The sequence below is a fragment of the Actinoplanes sp. CA-142083 genome, from assembly GCF_050942195.1.
Classification (GTDB): Bacteria; Actinomycetota; Actinomycetes; order Mycobacteriales; family Micromonosporaceae; genus Actinoplanes.
In genome coordinates, this window is the sequence record NZ_CP192076.1 from 4,237,961 (window position 1) to 4,254,759 (window position 16,799).

General features: G+C 70.3%; 18 protein-coding genes. 14 read left to right on the plus strand and 4 right to left on the minus strand.

Going from position 1 to position 16,799, the window contains the following annotated elements:
- The first annotated feature begins 100 nt into the window (after positions 1–100).
- Genes ACQPZX_RS19415 through ACQPZX_RS19425 form a run of 3 tightly spaced genes read left to right on the plus strand, consistent with a single transcriptional unit; the run spans position 101 to position 2,186 of the window.
- Complete coding sequence (locus tag ACQPZX_RS19415; protein ID WP_433382662.1) at positions 101–1,207, plus strand: sensor histidine kinase; 1,107 nt, start codon at positions 101–103, stop codon at positions 1,205–1,207.
- The gene (locus ACQPZX_RS19420) at positions 1,204–1,536 is read left to right on the plus strand and encodes a hypothetical protein (protein ID WP_433382665.1); all 333 of its coding nucleotides are present in this window, start codon (positions 1,204–1,206) and stop codon (positions 1,534–1,536) included. Before ACQPZX_RS19415 ends, ACQPZX_RS19420 begins: the two co-directional genes overlap by 4 nt.
- Entirely contained in the window at positions 1,533–2,186 is a 654-nt protein-coding gene (locus tag ACQPZX_RS19425; protein WP_433382668.1) for a response regulator, read from the plus strand. The genes ACQPZX_RS19420 and ACQPZX_RS19425 overlap by 4 nt, the downstream gene beginning before the upstream one ends.
- 54 nt (positions 2,187–2,240) lie before the next feature.
- Here ACQPZX_RS19425 and ACQPZX_RS19430 read toward each other — a convergent pair whose 3' ends face one another.
- Complete coding sequence (locus ACQPZX_RS19430; RefSeq protein WP_433382670.1) at positions 2,241–2,714, minus strand: MarR family winged helix-turn-helix transcriptional regulator; 474 nt, start codon at positions 2,712–2,714, stop codon at positions 2,241–2,243.
- A gap of 22 nt (positions 2,715–2,736) precedes the next feature.
- Between ACQPZX_RS19430 and ACQPZX_RS19435 the strand changes: the two genes are divergently transcribed.
- From ACQPZX_RS19435 to ACQPZX_RS19455, 5 genes are all read left to right on the plus strand, one after another.
- Entirely contained in the window at positions 2,737–3,498 is a 762-nt protein-coding gene (locus tag ACQPZX_RS19435) for a siderophore-interacting protein (RefSeq protein WP_433382673.1), read from the plus strand.
- 92 nt (positions 3,499–3,590) lie between these two features.
- Positions 3,591–4,748 carry an MFS transporter gene (locus ACQPZX_RS19440; protein ID WP_433382676.1) on the plus strand — a complete coding sequence of 386 codons (1,158 nt, stop codon included), beginning with the start codon at positions 3,591–3,593 and terminating at the stop codon, positions 4,746–4,748.
- A 170-nt stretch (positions 4,749–4,918) separates the two neighbouring features.
- A complete protein-coding gene (locus ACQPZX_RS19445; protein ID WP_433382679.1) occupies positions 4,919–5,491 on the plus strand; it encodes a DUF4190 domain-containing protein in 573 nt (190 codons plus the stop codon).
- A gap of 181 nt (positions 5,492–5,672) precedes the next feature.
- The gene (locus tag ACQPZX_RS19450) at positions 5,673–6,143 is read left to right on the plus strand and encodes a hypothetical protein (RefSeq protein ID WP_433382681.1); all 471 of its coding nucleotides are present in this window, start codon (positions 5,673–5,675) and stop codon (positions 6,141–6,143) included.
- A 295-nt stretch (positions 6,144–6,438) separates the two neighbouring features.
- Positions 6,439–6,795, plus strand: coding sequence for a rhodanese-like domain-containing protein (locus tag ACQPZX_RS19455; protein WP_433385326.1), 357 nt, complete (start codon positions 6,439–6,441; stop codon positions 6,793–6,795).
- Here the strand turns inward: ACQPZX_RS19455 and ACQPZX_RS19460 are convergent.
- Positions 6,792–7,289, minus strand: a complete 498-nt coding sequence (locus tag ACQPZX_RS19460; protein ID WP_433382684.1) for a MarR family winged helix-turn-helix transcriptional regulator — start codon at positions 7,287–7,289, stop codon at positions 6,792–6,794. The genes ACQPZX_RS19455 and ACQPZX_RS19460 overlap by 4 nt on opposite strands.
- Before the next feature lie 50 nt (positions 7,290–7,339).
- Between ACQPZX_RS19460 and ACQPZX_RS19465 the strand changes: the two genes are divergently transcribed.
- Complete coding sequence (locus ACQPZX_RS19465) at positions 7,340–9,325, plus strand: MMPL family transporter (RefSeq protein WP_433382686.1); 1,986 nt, start codon at positions 7,340–7,342, stop codon at positions 9,323–9,325.
- Here ACQPZX_RS19465 and ACQPZX_RS19470 read toward each other — a convergent pair.
- A complete protein-coding gene (locus ACQPZX_RS19470) occupies positions 9,322–9,894 on the minus strand; it encodes a hypothetical protein (protein WP_433382689.1) in 573 nt (190 codons plus the stop codon). The genes ACQPZX_RS19465 and ACQPZX_RS19470 overlap by 4 nt on opposite strands.
- Before the next feature lie 110 nt (positions 9,895–10,004).
- Here ACQPZX_RS19470 and ACQPZX_RS19475 point away from each other — a divergent pair, with 110 nt between their 5' ends.
- Positions 10,005–10,976, plus strand: a complete 972-nt coding sequence (locus ACQPZX_RS19475; RefSeq protein WP_433382692.1) for an alpha/beta hydrolase — start codon at positions 10,005–10,007, stop codon at positions 10,974–10,976.
- Positions 10,977–10,994: 18 nt separating this feature from the next.
- Here ACQPZX_RS19475 and ACQPZX_RS19480 read toward each other — a convergent pair whose 3' ends face one another.
- Positions 10,995–11,621 (minus strand): isochorismatase family protein, encoded by a 627-nt coding sequence (locus ACQPZX_RS19480; RefSeq protein WP_433382695.1) that lies wholly within the window; start codon positions 11,619–11,621, stop codon positions 10,995–10,997.
- Positions 11,622–11,780: 159 nt separating this feature from the next.
- Here ACQPZX_RS19480 and ACQPZX_RS19485 point away from each other — a divergent pair, with 159 nt between their 5' ends.
- The 4 genes from ACQPZX_RS19485 to ACQPZX_RS19500 are packed head-to-tail and all read left to right on the plus strand — an operon-like array spanning position 11,781 to position 16,265.
- Positions 11,781–12,683, plus strand: a complete 903-nt coding sequence (locus ACQPZX_RS19485; protein ID WP_433382698.1) for a hydroxymethylglutaryl-CoA lyase — start codon at positions 11,781–11,783, stop codon at positions 12,681–12,683.
- A gap of 44 nt (positions 12,684–12,727) precedes the next feature.
- Positions 12,728–14,203 (plus strand): class I adenylate-forming enzyme family protein, encoded by a 1,476-nt coding sequence (locus ACQPZX_RS19490; protein WP_433382701.1) that lies wholly within the window; start codon positions 12,728–12,730, stop codon positions 14,201–14,203.
- Positions 14,200–15,057 carry a DUF4437 domain-containing protein gene (locus ACQPZX_RS19495; protein WP_433382704.1) on the plus strand — a complete coding sequence of 286 codons (858 nt, stop codon included), beginning with the start codon at positions 14,200–14,202 and terminating at the stop codon, positions 15,055–15,057. The genes ACQPZX_RS19490 and ACQPZX_RS19495 overlap by 4 nt, the downstream gene beginning before the upstream one ends.
- A 56-nt stretch (positions 15,058–15,113) precedes the next feature.
- Positions 15,114–16,265 (plus strand): serine hydrolase domain-containing protein, encoded by a 1,152-nt coding sequence (locus tag ACQPZX_RS19500; protein WP_433382707.1) that lies wholly within the window; start codon positions 15,114–15,116, stop codon positions 16,263–16,265.
- The last annotated feature ends 534 nt before the right edge of the window (positions 16,266–16,799 follow it).

A 16,799-nucleotide genomic window follows, 5' to 3' on the forward strand; every position in this document is an offset into this window, starting at 1 on the left:
TAGGACCGCGAGGTGCCCGCGCACATCGGACCGTGGTCTGTCTTCGGTATCAGACCACGGGCTGACGACAGCAGCCCCGCAGCGGCCTAATGTCGCGGACGTGAACCTTCGGACGCAACGAATGGACGTGTTCCTCGCGGTCGTGCTGACCGCGGCGGGGCTTGTGCAGACGCTGCTGTTCCCGATCGCTCAGCCGGGCCTCGGCGTTCTCTATGTGCTCGGCTCGACCCTCCCGCTGGCCTGGCGCCGGAGCTATCCGATCGAGTCGGCCGCCGTGTCGAGTGCCTTCTGGCTCATCCCGCTCGACGGCTATCCGCTGCTCGGCTTCATCGCCGTGATCCTCCAGTTCTACGCGGTCGGCGTCCACGGCTCGCCCCGCCGAGCGGTCTGGCTGGTCACGGCGTGGGCGAGCGTGGCCAGCGTGATCGGCACCCTGCTGGGCCCCGAGCTGCCGGTCGCCGCGATCGGCGGCGTCCTGGTCGTCGTCGCCCCGGTCGTGGCCGGCCAGATCGTCACCCACCAGCGAAAACAGACCCAGGCCCTGCTTCGGCTGTCCCATGAGCTGGAGGCCGAGAAGCGCAAGGTCCGCGAGGCCGCCGTGAGCGAGGAGCGAGCCCGGATAACTCAGGAGCTGCACGATGTCTTGGGCCACGAGCTGACCCTGATAGCCGTCCAGGCCGAGGCCGCCTCCGCCGCGCTGCGCCTGGCCCCCGACCGCGCGGCCGCCCCCGTCGAGGCCATCCGCGAGACCGCCCATCGCACCCTCCGCGAGATCCGCTCGACGCTCGACGTGGTCGCCCCCGCGACCGACCCCACCGACGCCACCGTGGACGGCCTGGCAGACCTGGCCCGCCGCGCACGCGAGGCGGGCATAGCCAACTCGCTGGAGCTGACCGGCACGCCTTGGCCCGGCCAGACTCCCGTGTGGCTGGCGGTGCACCGCATTGTGCGCGAGTGCCTGACCAACGCCGGCCGGCACGCCCCCGGCACTCCGGTCGAGGTCGGCGTCCACTGGTCGCCCGACTTGGTCACCGTGACCTCGGCCAACCCGACCGAGGCCCGCACCCAGCCGGCAGCGAGCCGAGGCCTGGCGGGCATGAGACACCGAGCGGAGATCCTCGGCGGCACGTTCGCGGCCGCCGTGCGTGACGGCATGTTCCGAGTGCAGGTGACGCTGCCCCTCGCCGAGTCGGGCAGTCCCCGATGACGCGCCGCATGCCACCCGCCACCCAAGCCGCGACCGCAGGCCATCGCGTGCCGCCCGCCCGCCGGGCCGTCCTGGCGGGCCGCTTCGTGCTGCTCGCCGGCTGGGCCGTCTTGCCGGGCGGCCTCGTGCTGCTCGCTGGCTGGGCCGTCCTGGTGGGCCGCTTCGTGCTGCTCGCCGGCTGGGCCGTCTTGCCGGGCGGCCTCGTGCTGCTCGCTGGCTGGGCTGTCGTGGGCGCGCACGTGCCGCCCGCTGGCTGGGCCTTCCTGGCGGGCCGTCTTGTGCCGGCCGGCGGCCGGTTGGTCGTCCCCGGGATGGGGCGCGGCCGATGACGCGGGTGCTGCTGGTCGACGACCAGGCCATGGTGCGGCAGGGATTGCGGTTGATCCTGGAGCTGGCCGGCTTCGACGTGGTGGGCGAGGCGGCGGACGGCGCCACGGCGCTCGCGGCAGTGGCCGAGCACCGGCCCGACGTGGTGCTCATGGACCTGCGCATGCCGGTGATGGACGGCGTCGAGGCCACCCGGCGCATCGTCGCGGCGGGCGATGGCCCCAGGGTGATCGCGCTGACCACCTTCGACGCCGACCAGCACGTGCTCGACGCGCTGCGGGCCGGCGCGGACGGCTTCCTCCTCAAAGATGTGACCTCCGAGAGCCTCACCGACGCGATCCGGCGCGCGGTGGCCGGCGAGCCCGTGGTGGCGCCGAGCCTGCTGGCGCGGCTGATGGGCCACTTCGCGGCCAACCCGCCGCCGGCCGCCGCGACCCCGCCCGGCGTGGCCGAGCTGAGCGACCGCGAACGGGAGGTGCTCGCCTGCATCGGCGCCGGCCTGTCCAACGCCGAGATCGCCGCCGACCTGGTCATCAGCATGGCGACGGTGAAGACCCACATCCGCCACATACTCGCGAAGCTCGACGTCCGCGACCGCGCCCAGGCCATCGTCGTCGCCCACGACGCCGGCCTCCGCCGCACCCCGACGTAGCCCGCGCCGCGCTCGCCCGGGCGCCGCCGTGGCCTGGGTCGGCGGGTTGCTCGGTCAGGGGTGCTTCGGGCTCCGGGAACGCACGACGGCCAGCAAATGTGTGAGGGCCGGCAGCGCCTCGGTCAGGTGCGCCCGCTCGTCGTCCGAGAGCTCGGCCAAAGCCGCGGCCATCACGTCGGAGCGGCCCTGGCGGAAAGCGTTGAGCAACTCCTCGGCCCGGGTCGTCGGGACCAGCACCACCGAGCGGCCGTCGGCGGGAGCGGGGCGGCGCTCCACCAAGCCGTCGGCCGTGAGGTCGCGCACGACGTTGGAGATGGTCGGGCGGGCCAGGTGGAGGTAGTCGGCCAGCTGGGCGGGGGTCAGGCCGTCGGAATGGGAGAGGTGACGCAGGACCGCTACCTGCGACTCCGGCAGCGACGGCAGGCTCGAGGCGGCGCGCGTGGCCTGCACCACGGCCCGGCCCAAACCCTGCACCAGGGCCACCAGGCGGTCACCCAGCTCCATCCGCCGCTCCTTGCGATCGCGCATGCGTCCATGACACCATAGTTTTGTGGCAAAACTACCTGAGGTGCGCCGGGAGCGGCGCACACCCCGCCGGCGAGTGCTGCGGGTGACCCGCATCGAGGAGCTCAGCCCGACGATGCGGCGCATCTGGCTGGGCGGCGACGATCTCGAGGCCGACTTCTCGTTCTCGCCGCTCGGCGCGAGCGATCACATCAAGCTGGTCCCGCCCGACGAGACCACCGGGCAGGTCGTGCTGCCGCCGCCGGACGGGCCGCGGCCGATGATGCGCGACTACACGATCCGGCGGTTCGACGCCGGGCGCACAGAGCTCGCGCTCGACTTCGTGCTGCACGACCACGGGCCGGCGGGGCGCTGGGCGATCGACGCCGTCCCGGGCTCCGAGGTCGGCGTGCTCGGCCCGCGCAGCACCCAGATCTTCCCCGGCGAGGTCGGGCATTACCTCATCGTGGTGGACGAGACCGGTCTGCCCGCGGCCGAGCGGTTCCTCGAAGAGCTTCCCGCCACGGTAGGCGTACGCGTGATTGTTCTTGGCGGATCGCAGCGTGCGCTGGGAGACTCGGCGCGAGACGCGGAGATCATTTGGCTGGAGGGGGCCGAGGCGTTGCTGAAGACGGTGGGTGACGTCCCGGCGGATGTCTTCGTCTGGGCGGCCGGCGAGGCCGACGTGATGCGTGGGCTGCGCACGTACCTGCGCGACGAGCAGCAGGTCGATCGCGCGCGCTTCTCGATCCACGGGTATTGGCGCGTCGGCCACGCGGGCTCGCTCCCGCGCGAGGAGGAGGGCTGACCGGCGCCGGGGCGTCCGCCGCGCCCCGGCGGTTCGCCGCCCTGCGCAATCCGGATTGCCGGCCGTACCTGTTCGGCGCCGCGCTGGCAATGATGGCGGACAATATCGAGCACGTCATCACGTACTGGGTGCTGTGGGAGAAGTTCCATTCCCCGGCGCTCGCCGGCTTCCAGGTCATCAGCCACTGGGTGCCGTTCCTGCTGTTCTCGGTGTATTTCGGCGGCCTCGCCGACCGGTTCGACTGCCGGCGCGTCATCCAGGCGGCGCAAGCGCTGTTCATGCTCGTCTCGGTGCTCTGGGGCGTGCTTTTCCTGACCGGCTCGCTGCAGATCTGGCAGGCCTGCGTCCTGCTGATGCTGCACGGCGTGGCGGGGTCGTTGTGGGGCCCGGGCGAGCAGCTCATGCTGCACGATTTCGTCGGCGATGACGAGCTTGGATCCGCCGTACGCCTGAATGCGACGTTCCGCAGTCTCGGCGTCCTGTTCGGGCCGGTCGTCGGCTCGGCGCTGCTCCTCGGTCTCGGGCCGACCGCGGGCATCTTCGTGAATGTGTTGTTCTACCTGCCGTTGACGATTTTCCTCTTCCGCACCCGGTTCACCGGGCACACCCGCGACGGCGGGATTGTGCGGCACGAGCGGGTCGGCGTGCTCGACTCGCTGCGGGTGCTTCGTCAGGTGCGCACCAATCACACATTGGTGAGCATGATTGTGCTGGGCGGCCTCGGGTCCTTCTTCGTGGGCGCGTCCATCCAGTCCTCGATGCCCATCTTCGCCCAGGATCTCGGCGCCGGGAGCGCCGGAACGGCGTACGGGATCCTGCTTTTCGCGAACGGCGCCGGCGGTGTTCTCGGTGGCCTCCTGCTGGAGGCCACCGGCTGGATTCCAGCAACGGTCGGCGCGGCGGTGGTCAGCACTTTCGTGTACGGCGTGAGCACGTTGCTCTTCGCGGTGACGCCGTCTTATCCGGTCGCGGTGGTGCTGCTGGTGATCGGCGGCGTGGCGAGTCTCGCGGCGATGTCGGTCGGGCAGACCGTGGTGCAGTTGCTCGCGCCGCCGGGGGATCGCGGAAAGGTGCTCGGCGTCTACGGTGTGTCGGCGAGTGGATTGCGGTTCGGCAGCGGGATCACGGTCGGGCTGTTCGGCGCGGTGGTGGGCATCCACTGGTCGCTCGGCTTGAGCGCGGCCGCACTGTGTGTCGGCACCATCCTGGCGGGGCTTCCGGTCCTTCGCGTTTATCGAAGGCGCAGTTGACCGAAGGTGATCAGTTGTTCATCGTCCGCTGCCTCTTGGTCACCTGATGAGACGGTGAAGATCCGCTGGACGTTGACTGAATAACGATTGCGATACGGGACAGAAATTTCACGTCGCAACCAGTACGGTCGCCAAGCGCTCTACCCCGCAATTTCGATTGGATTCGAATAGTGTCCCTCAACGAGCAGGTTCCTCCGCCGCCTCCGGGCCAGCCGCAGTACCCGAACTTCCAGGCCCCGCCGCCTCCGCCGCAGCAGGGCACGAGCGGTCTCGCGATCGCCGGTCTCATCTTCGCCTTCGTGGCGCCGCTGATCGGCTTCATCCTGAGCTTCATCGCGATCTTCAAGACCGGCCCCGGCAAGGCGAAGGGCCGCGGTCTGGCCGTCGCGGGCACGATCATCGGTGGTCTGTTCACCGTCATCATCGTCGTCATCATCGTGGCGGCCGGCCTGTTCGTGAGCAACTCCACGGTGGCCGACCCGGGCTGCGTCGACGGCAAGGCCGCGATCATCAAGGGCGCCGAGAAGGTCGACGCCGCCTCGCTGCAGACCACCGTCGACGAGCTGAAGGCCGCCGCGGCCAAGGCCAAGCACGACGAGGTCCGCGACGCGATGAACACGATGGCCGACGACTACTCGCAGCTGCTGAACGCGATCAAGACCGGCAACATGCCCGACAACCTCGAGGCCAAGATCTCGACGGACGTCGACAAGGTCGACTCGCTCTGCACCATCGGTTCCTGACACCGGATCCACGTCGCCGGGCGGGGGCGCGCTGACGCCCTCGCCCTGGCGATCCGCAACCGCCGGCATACGCGATTCGGAAAGAGCGCCGCGCACCGCCCGCATCGGTTGCAAGAATGGCGAATACGACAAAAGAATGATGGGCGGCCTCCCTTTTGGAGCCGCCCTTACCATCGGGTTCATGCCACGGTGGGAGGTTCCGTACGAGTCGCCCGACCGGACCCTGATCCGGTACGTGGTCGCGACCGTCTTCACCCTCACCACCCTCTGCCCGCTCGGCGCGCTCATCTTCGGCGGCGCCCGGCACTGGGCGACGTGGATCGCCGGGCCGCTGCTGATCGCGGCCTTCATCACCTTCGTCTGGCGCATCGTCATGGTCGGCGTGTGGGTCGGCGCCCGCGGCATCAAGGTCGCCATGATCGTGCGAACCCGCGTCGTGCCGTGGCCGGAGTTCGACCGCGTCTGGCTGGGCCAGGCCACCGGATTCGACGCCCTGGCCCTCTGGATCTCCACCCGTGACGGGCGGGACATCGAGACGCCGGTCTGGCGTGAAGGCACCCGCGTAGCCCACCGCAACCGCGCGAAACTGCCGCAGGACGAGCTCTCCCGCCTCATGGAGCGCCTGCGCGCCGAGGCCCGCCTGAACACCTAGGAACGCCAGCGAGGACCCGGGACGCCGGACGTGCGGGGAGCGTAAACGCCCTGGAAGCGGCCCGGAATCAAGTCAGATCGAGGACGATACGGCGCCCTCCCCGGCCACGGGCTCCGAACGGAACTCCCGATCTCCGCCGGCCGAGGTGATCGTCTGGCTGACCGACTTCGACCAGACTCACGGAGACGGGCCTAACCTGGTACGACGGTTGCCCGCGATCCAGGAGGACGTTTTGTCGACGGTTGTGGACCACGCGCGGGGTGTGCAGGCACTGCTCGACCAGGCTCGGGTGGGCATGGAACGACTGACGCCGCAGCAGGCAAGGGCTGCCCAGGCCGCCGGCGCGCTGCTGATCGACACCCGCACCGAGCCACAGCGGCGGGCGCAGGGCGAGCTTCCCGGAGCGCTGGTCATCGACCGTACGGTCCTGGAATGGCGCCTCGACCCGGCGTCCCCCGACCGTATCCCCGAGGCCACCGGCCACGACCTGCTCGTCATCGTGGTCTGCCGGCAGGGGTACAGCTCCAGCCTCGCCGCCGCGAGCCTGCGTGCGCTGGGCCTGCACCGGGCCACCGACATGATCGGCGGCATCGAGGCGTGGCTCGCCGCCGGCCTGCCCATGCACTCGGGCCCCGCCGACGAAAGGCGCTAGTCGGCGGCGGCGGCGGAGGGCGCGCGGCTCGCCGCCGTCACCGCGCCGGTCATCCGGCGGACGATCTCGGCGGTGCGGGCCAGCTCCTCCTCGGAGAACTCCGCGGCCGCCGCGCGCATCCGATCGCCCAGCGGCACGAAGAACGCCGTAGCCACGGACAGGGCCGTCTCGCTCATCGTGACGGTGACGCGGCGGCGGTCCTGCGGATCACGCGTACGGCTGACGTGCCCGACCCCCTCCAGCCTGTCCACCAGCGCGGTCGCCGCCGCCGGGCTCAACCGCAGGCGATGCGCCAGCTCGCCGACGGTGATCGGGTCGCCGGAGGAAGTGCCGGCGCTGATCCACATGATCGCGTTCAGATCGCTGCGGCCGAGGCCGTGCGCCCGGGCGAACACGTCGACGAAGACGTCACTCTCCACGGTGAAACGGCGCAGGGCGTCGATCAGGTCACCCATGACGGTCTCGCGTTCGGGTTGCGTCGGCACGGCCGTCATTCTATCGTTTCCATGGTCGAATAATTCAACCATCGAAACGTTGGGACACAATGATGGTGATTACCCGGATCAGGGTTGTCGTAGTCCTCCTGGCTACCCTCCTGTTCGCCGGGCTGGCCTTCGCGTTCTCCCCGGCCCAGCCCGAGAAGGAGGCCACCGACGGCCTGCCCGCGGGCGCGCAGTCCACCCGGGTCACCGAGCTGAGCGACCGCTTCGCGAGCGGGCGGGCCGAGAGCGTGGTCGTGATCGTCGAGGGCGCCCAGGCCGGGCAGACCGCCACCGCCGACGCCGGCAAGCTCCGCGACCTGGACGGCGTCAAGGAGGTGGCCAAGCCGGTGACCTCCGAGGACGGCCAGGCGGCGCTGGTCGTCGTGCAGCTCGACGACGGGCTGGACGACGACGCGCAACACGCGGCCGTCGACCGGATCCGGGCCGCCGTGCCGGATGCGCAGGTCACCGGCGGTGCGGCGGTCAGCCGGGACATCTCGAAAGCCTTCGACGGCGCCGACTTCACTCTGCTGCTCGCCACGGCCGCTATCGTCGCGGTTCTGCTGCTGATCACGTACAGAAGCCCGATTTTGTGGATTGTCCCGCTCGTGGTGATCGGCCTCGCCGACCAGGTGGTGGCGAAACTGCTGCCCTGGATCGCCCGGCTGGTGGGGGAGCGCACCGACGCGTCGGTGGCGGGGATCGTCTCGGTGCTGGTCTTCGGCGCGGGCACCGACTACGCGCTGCTCCTGATCTCGCGATATCGGGAGGAGCTGCGGCGTAGCAGCTCGCGCGCCGAGGCGATGCGCCGGGCCTGGCGCGCGGCCGCGCCGGCGATCACGGCAAGTGCGGGCACCGTCGTGCTTGCGCTGATCACGCTGCTTGCGGCTCAAATCACTTCCAACCGTACGCTCGGCGTAGCGGCCGCCGTAGGCGTGCTCGTGGCCCTGCTCTTCGGGCTGTTCGTGCTGCCGGCCGCGGTCGTGGCGCTGCCCCGCGGCGTGTTCTGGCCCCGGGTGCCGCACGTCGGCAGCGCCGACCCGACCGAGACCGGATTCTGGTCCCGGGTGGCACGCGGCGTCGGCCGGCGCCCCGGGCTGGTGCTGTCGATGGGCCTGGCCGTCCTCGCGCTCTTCGCCGCCGGCCTGTTCCGGCTCGACGTCGGCCTCGACCAGTCCGAGCAGTTCCGCACCCGGGTCCCGTCGATCGACGCGCAGGAGGCCCTGGCCCGGCACTTCCCGGCCGGCGCCGCCCAGCCCGCCACGGTCGTCACCGACGCCGCCAAGGCCGACGAGGTGGCCGCCGCGCTGCGCAAGACCGAGGGCGTCGCCGCCGTGCTGCCGCCCGAGCGTTCGACCGACGGCACCCTCGCGCAGTTCAGCGTCCAGCTCACCAGCGCCGCCGGCACACCGGCGAGCGACCGCACCGTGCAGGAGATGCGGAAGAACCCGGACGTGCTGGTCGGTGGCGCGCCCGCCGCCGAGCTCGACAAGCGCGAGGCGAGCCGGCGGGACGACCGGGTCGTGATTCCCCTGGTCCTCGCCGTCGTGCTGATCGTTCTGGTGGCGCTGCTCCGGTCGATCGTCGCGCCGGTGCTGCTGCTCGTGACGGTCGTCGCGAGCTACGCCGCCAGCCTCGGCGCGGCCACGCTGCTGATCAACGGCCCGCTCGACGCCAACGTGCCGCTGCTGAGCTTCCTGTTCCTGGTGGCCCTGGGCGTCGACTACAACATCTTCCTGATCACCAGGGCCCGCGACGAGGGCATCCTGCGCGCCCTGGCCGCGACGGGCGGCGTCATCACCTCGGCCGGCATCCTGCTGGCGGCCGTCTTCGCCGTCCTCGGCGTCCTCCCGGTGGTCGTGCTGACCCAGATCGGCATCGTGGTCGGTGTGGGCGTGCTGATCGACACCTTGCTCGTACGGACGGTGGTCGTGCCCGCCCTGGCGCTGAAGCTCGGCGATCGCTTCTGGTGGCCTGCCAAGCCGTCGGGGTTGCGGGCCGGGGAGTCCCGGCCCGCTTCCCGGAAGGAGTCGGTGCACGCACGTTAGGGCCGGCTCGCCCTTTCCGGGCGTTGCAGCCGGTGCTCTTTCCGGCCATTCACGCAGCAGGCCCGGTCGCACGGATAGCGTTCCGCGCGCTCGATCAGATCTTGGAGGTCGGGCCGTTCCTGAAGAATGTACGGGCGCGCGGGATCGGCCTCCATTCCGAAGCCGTGTCTCATCAGTTGAAGGCGAGGGTGCCAGAACCGGAGGACCCACTTTCGCGGCACGATCCCGTGCCGCGCGAACATGCCCAGCTGGTCGAAGACCGCGAGGGACCGGACCATCAGATATTCCTCGTCGGAGTCGCGCGGCGGGACGTCCCCCATCACGATCGCCCGGTAGACCAACAGCCGGCCGCGCTGCATCTCGGCGCTGAGCATCACATTCTGAATAGCGATGAAGCTGTTCGTCCGCGCATTCCGCAGGCTGATCAAAACAGTCGCGAGCGACACCAGGATCGCCAGCAGAGCGATCAGCAGACTGAGGATGTCCTTGTTCGCGCCGACCCATTCCATGACAGTGGCCTCTCGCGCAGAAATGGATTTTGCCACGAGGATATCGCTGTAAGTCAACATCCAGACACGTACGGTGACGGTGGTTCGGCTTCTTGACAGGGTGCCAATAAGCGAGGAGAAAGGAAACACCGTTTCGGAGAGTGTTACAGATGACCTAAGTGGAGGGTCCTGTGCGCCGAATCCTCGCCACCCTTGCCCTGTCCGTCTCGATGCTCGCAGCAAGCGCCGCCATCCCCACGGCCGCCGACGCCGCTACCTGGACCGAGGTCAGCACCACGGTCGACGTCCCCTGCGCGTTCCTCACCTACCACCCGGCCGCCGACTGGTACTTCCCGGCGACCAGCAGCCCGAAAGCGCTCGTCTACCTGCAGCACGGCTTTTCCCGCTCCAACGGCAACATGCAGGACCTGGCCGAGCACTACGCGGCGGCCGGCTTCCTGGTCTTCGCGCCGACGCTGCCCTCGGCCGACATCTACGGGTGCACGGTCAACAACCTCGGCAACAACACCCCGTTCCTCAACAACGTGGCGGCCTGGCTGGGCACGGCCACCAGCTCCACCGGCAACCTGGCCAAGAGCTACGCCAAGGCGGCGGCCGCGGCGGGGCGGTCGGGGCAGGCGCTGCCGTCGAAGTACGTCATCGCGGGGCACTCCGCCGGTGGTGAGTCGGCCACCTACATCGCGAACCGGCTGCGTACCACGTACCCGCCGGCTTTTGCGAAGTTGAAGTTCGTGCAGTTGCTCGACCCGGTGAAGTCGGTCTTCGGCAACAACGAGCCGGCGGCGCTGGCGGGGCTCAAGACCACTTCGCTGCCGATCCTGGCGATCTCGTCGCCGCCGTATCTCGGTAACAGCAACGCCAGCGGGACGGTCGCGCTGACCGACGCGCTCGACCGGCCGTTCCTCGGGGTCCGGCTGGTGACGGGCTGCCACTGCGACGCCGAGGGCGCCAGCACCGACTCGCTGTGCACGCTGCTGGACGGCACGCCGCAGGCGAAGAACATCACGGCGCTGCAGACCCTCGCGGTGGCGTGGGCGGTCGACGCGGCCGACGGCACCACGACCGCGACGTACTACCCGGGCGGCGCGTACTACCAGGGGCTGCTGACGACCGGCGTGACCCAGACGCTCAGCGGAAGCTGAATGGAGCCTGCCCGCCCCTCACCGTTGAAGGGCGGGCAGCGCCTCCTCCAGCGAGATGACGTCGGCGTACTTCGCGTTCAGGTCGAAAAGGTTGTTCTCGTGCGGGCCGCCGTCGCGGTCGGCGCAGGCCTCGCGCACGACGATCGGGCGGAAGCCGTGCTGCAGCGCGTCGAGGGCCGAGGCGCGCACGCATCCGCTCGTCGAGTAGCCGCCGATGACCAGGGTGTCGACGCTGTGCGAGGCAAGCCAGGCGGCCAGCGAGGTGCCGGCGAAGGCGCTCGCGTAGTGCTTGGTCACGACCAGCTCGCCGGCGGTGGGGGAGAGCGGCGGGGCGAAACCGCCGAGTGGGTTGCCGTCGGCGAAGACCTTCAGCGCGGGCACCTTCGCGGCGAACAGCGGCGCCTCGCCGCACGACTCGTCGGCGTAGTGCACGCGGGTCCAGACCACCGGGATCGAGGCGGCGCGGGCGGTCGCGGAGAGCGAATCCATGGCGGCCGCGGCGGCCGCGCCGGAGCGCAGGAACAGCGGCGAGTCGGGCGATGTGTACGCCAGCGCCGGGTCGACCAGCAGCACCGCCGGGCTGGTGCCCCACCCGAGACGCCGGGCGAAACCGGCGGCGGCGTAGTCACGGTCGAGCTCGGTCAAGGCAGATCACTCCCGCCGGTCGGAGACCGGCCCAGTATCACCCCGGCGGCATCCGCGATCAAAGGTTGCCGTTCGCGGCCCGGCCGCAGAACGATGGTCACATGGCTACCCTAGCTGCGGGAAACGTGGTTTCGGGAGTGGAAACAGGAGCGTGTGAACATGGAAATCGTCGAGGTCGGTCCGCGCGACGGTCTGCAGAATGAGAAGCGTGTCCTGCCCACCGGGACGAAGCTCGAGTACGTGCGCCGGGCCGTCGCGGCCGGCCTGCGGCGGCTGGAGGTGGTGGCCTTCGCCCGCCCCGACCGGGTCCCGCAGATGGCCGACGCGGAAGACGTGCTCAAGGGCCTGCCGCGCGACGAGAAAATAAAATACATCGCGCTGGTGCTCAACGGCCGCGGCCTCGACCGCATCCTCGCGCTCGACCCCGCAGCTCGGCCGCACGAGATCAACTACGTGGTGGTGGCGACCGACGAGTTCTCGCGGCGCAACCAGGGCATGACGACGATGGCGTCGCTCGACGCGTTCCGGCCGGTCGCCGCGCGCGCCCGCGAAAACGGCATGCAAGTGACCCTCACTGTCGCGGCGTCCTTCGGCTGTCCGTTCACGGGCGAGGTCAAGGCCGATCGCGTGCGGGAGATCGTCGCCAACGCCGGAGAGCTCGACGAGCTCTGTGTCGCCGACACGATCGGCGTCGGCGTCCCGGCGCAGGTGACCGAGCTGACAGCGGCCGTCCGGGAGGTCAGTAACGCGCCGCTGCGCGCCCATTTCCACAACACCCGCAACACCGGCTACGCCAACGCCATCACCGCCGCCGCCAACGGCTTCGTCGCGCTCGACGCCAGCCTGGGCGGGATCGGCGGCTGCCCGTTCGCCCCCGCCGCGACCGGCAACATCGCCACCGAGGACCTCGCCTACCTGCTCAACCGCTCCGGTCTGGCAACGGGCGTTTCCCTCGCGGAGGCGGCCGACACGGGCACATGGATCGGCCAGGAACTCGGCCTCGACCAGGTCCCCGCCCAGCTGGGCCGGGCCGGAGATTTCCCGGGTGATCTTTCGCGGTAAGCAGGCTCTTGCGTGCGGAAGGGAAACGGTGTTTCCATTCTCGTATGATGCGGACCGGCGGCGCTGATCTGACGATCGCGGGCGGGATACGGGAGTTCGGCCGGGCGACCCCGGCCGCGATCGCGGTGCGCGACGCCGACCGGATGCTGACCTTCGGGGCATTGGACGACCGCTCATCCCGGCTCGCCAACGCGTTACTCGCCGAGGGCCTGCGACCCGGCGACCGGGTCGCGCTGCTGAGCGGCAACCGCCTCGAATACCCCGAGATCGCGGCCGGCATCGCGAAGGCCGGCCTCGTGCTCGTCCCGATCAACCCCCGCCTGGCCGCCCCCGAGATCGACTTCATCCTCGGCCACTCCGGCGCGCGGGTGCTCATCACCGACGGGCCGCACGGCGAGGGTCCCGAGAAGACCAAGACCATCGGCGACGCGTACGAGAAATGGATCGCCGCCGCCGAGCCGAAGGACCCCTGGATCGCCGTCGACGAGCGCGACCCGTTCTGCATCGCCTACACGGCCGGGACGACGGGCGACCCCAAGGGCGTGCTCATCTCGCACCGCTCGCGCTGTCTCACCTTCTATGCCACCGCGCTCGAATGGGGCCTCGGCCCGGGCCGCCGCACGATCGCGGTCGCGCCGATGTACCACGGCGCCGGGTTCGCGTTCGCCTACGCGGCCGTCTACTGCGGCGCCACCGTCAGCATGTTGCGCGCGTTCGACCCGCACGCGCTGCTCGACATGATCCAGCGCGAGCAGGCCCAGTCGGTCTTCCTCGTCCCCACGCACGCCCAGCTCATCCGCGGCGCGGTGCATAAGATCCCGGTCTTGCCCTCGCTCGACACGCTGTACTTCAACGCCGCCGCCCTGCCCAAGGTGCTCAAGGAGTGGGTGTTCGAGGCGTTCCCCGGCGCCGGGGTCCACGAGCTGTACGGCTCGACCGAGGCCGGCGTGGTCACGAACCTGCGGCCGCCGGACGCACGGCGCAAGGCCGGCAGCGTCGGCCACCCGTGGTTCGCCACCCAGGTGCGCATCGTCGGCCCCGACGGGCAGCCGGTCCCGCCCGGCATGCCGGGGGAGCTGTACAGCCGCTCGCCGTACCTGATGAACGGCTACCACGAGAACCCGGCCGCGACCGCCGCGTGCACCACCGGCGACGGCTTCCTGACCTCGGGCGACATCGTGGTCGCCGACGAGGAGGGCTTCATCTCGATCGTCGACCGGGTCAAGGACGTGATCATCACGGGCGGGGTGAACGTGTATCCCCGCGACGTCGAGGAGGTCCTGCTCACCCACGCCGGGATCGTCGAGGCCGCCGTGGTCGGCGAACCGGACGAGCGCTGGGGCGAGCGGGTCGTCGCGTACGTGGTCTGCCGTTCGCCCCTGGAGACGGCCGCGCTGGACGGGCACCTGCGGGCACGGCTGGCCGGATACAAGGTGCCGAAGGAGTTCAAGGTCGTCGCGGCGCTGCCCCGCAACGCCGCCGGCAAGGTGTTGAAACGCGAGCTGAGGAGTACGCCGTGAGGGCACACGTGGAACTCATCCACGAGGACGACTACATCTTCCACGCCGGCGAGCTGCCGTACGGCGAGGGCAAAATCCTGGAGCGGCGACTCTCCACCGACGAGGAGGACGGCTCGTCCTCGCTCTCCCTGCACGCCACCGCCGACTGGGGGCGCGCGCCCGGCATCCCGCGCGCGGACACCGAGTTCTACGTGGTCTCGGGTTCGCTGGAGTACGGCGGCAAGGAGCTCGGACCGGGCGGCTACGTTCAGGTGCCCAAAGGCGTACCCATGGAATGGTTGAAAATCCGCGAGGGCTCGCATGTGCTGCACTGGCGCGAGTACGGCGATTGCGGCTTCGACCCGGCGACTAGTTTCGCGGAGGCGGCGGCGAATGGCATCGCCGGCGAGGCGGCCGTGATCGACTCGAACGCCATGGAGTGGGTGGCGGCGCCGACCGTCGGGCCATTGACGCCGCTTTACATCAAGCTGCTGCACCGCGACCCGAAAACCGGCTTCTACACCCGGCTGATCCGGGCGCCGAAGGGCTGGTCCGACCACCGGCTCGCGCACCACCCGTGCTACGAGGAGTTCTACACGCTCAGCGGCCGGATGGCCTACAACTTCGGCGACATCGACGAGAAGACCTACTGCTTCCGCCCGGCCGGCGTGAAGCACGGACACTTCATCGCCGAGACCGAGATCGACTGGATCATCCGCTCCGACGGCGAGCTCACCAACTGGTACACCACCGACGAGTGGGTCAAGTGGGGCGGCCACCCCGAGAACTACGACGAGCACACGCACGCGCCCGTCATCTCGACGCTGCCGGTGCGCTCGCGCTCGCGCGGCGAATGGTCCGGCGACGGCATGTGAGTCCCGGTCGGGCCGGCGGGGCTTCGCCGCCGGCCTGACCCGTGTAGCTTGCGAACGTGTCCAGCTTTTCACCGAAACGGCTGCCCCGGGTGCGCGCGCTGCTCGAGCGTCTTGTCGAGTCCGGCCTGGCCCCCGGCCTGGTGGCCGTCCTCGCCCGCCACGGCGAGGTGCACGTCGAAGCCACTGGCTCTCTAGCATTTCAAGGGCCGGGATCCCGTACGCCGATGGCAGGCGACACCATCGTCCGCATGGCGTCGATGACGAAACCGATCGTCGCAGCCTGCGCCATGACGCTCGTCGAGGACTGCACCCTGCGCCTGGACGACCCGGTCGACGAGTTCCTCCCCGAGCTGGCCGGCATGAGAGTGCTCGCCGACCCCGCCGGCCCGCTGGACGACACCGTCCCGGCCGCGCGCCCGATCACGTTGCGAGACCTACTGGCCTTCACCCTCGGCACCGGCATGGTCCTGGACGAGTCCCCGATCGCCGCCGCCCGGAACACCCTCGGCGAGCCACCGCTGGACGAGTGGGTGAGCCGGCTCGGCGCGCTCCCGCTGGTCCACCAGCCCGGCGAACGCTGGATGTACGAGACCGGCGCCGACGTGACGGGCGCGCTCATCCAGCGGGCCACCGGCAAGCCGTTCGGCGAGGCCCTGCGCGAGCGCGTCTTCGACCCGCTGGGCATGAAGGACACCGCCTTCAGCGTGCTCCCGGAGAACCTCAGCCGCTTCGCAACGGCCTACGTAGCGGGCGACGCCCCCACCGTCGACGACGCCCCCGACGGCATGTGGAGCAGTCCACCGGCGTTCGAGGGCGGTGGCGGCGGCCTCGTCTCCACCGCCGACGACTTCTACGCCTTCGCCACCGCGTTGCACTCAGGCGGCGGCGCGATCCTCTCCCGCCCGTCCGTGACCCTGATGACCAGCGACCACCTGACGCCGGCCCAGAAGGCGGTCTCGGGTTTCTGGCCCGGCTACTTCTCGGATGTGAGCTGGGCCTTCGGCATGAACGTCCGCACCCGCCGCACCCACATCGGCCCGTCGGTAGGCACCTACGGTTGCCCCGGCCTGTACGGAACCGCCTGGTACAACGACCCGGCCGAAGACCTGACCTCCGTCATCATCATGCAGCGAGCCCACGCCGGCGATCAGCGCCTCCCCCTGTGGAACGACATCTGGACCACCGTCTACCAGGCCATCGCCGACTGACCCGGCCGTCGGCGAACTCACGCTGGGACGGTTGGGGGCCGGGGTGACCAATCACGGCGGGTGGAGCGCTTCTATGCCGTGATTGGTCACCCCGGCCCCCAACCTTGCATGGCGATCCGCCTGCGCCAGGCGCTGGGTCGCGGGCCGCTGGTTACAGGACCCAGCCGCGCGTTCACCTCACCCGAGCGGTCTGGCTGCCGCGATGTGGTCGCCGTGAGGTAGTCGCTCACCCGGGCCAACCTGGGCGCGGGGCTAAGCGGACGAACCGCGCCGCCACGCTCAGCACTTGGCCGCAGCCCAAGGCGACCCGCCGGAAGCTCTCACGGCCGCGGTAACCCGGCGCGGCGTTGCGTTTTCGTGGCGTGGCGGGCGCGACCGGCGCGGTTCGTCCGCTTAGCCCCGCGCCTAGCTTGGCCTGCTCGACGTGCTCCCTCACCGGAACCACAGCGCGGCAGCCAGACCACCCACCGCAAGGTGACCGCCCAGCCTGACCGTGCACCCAGCAGCGAGCGACCCATCGCCAAGCCGCAGCTG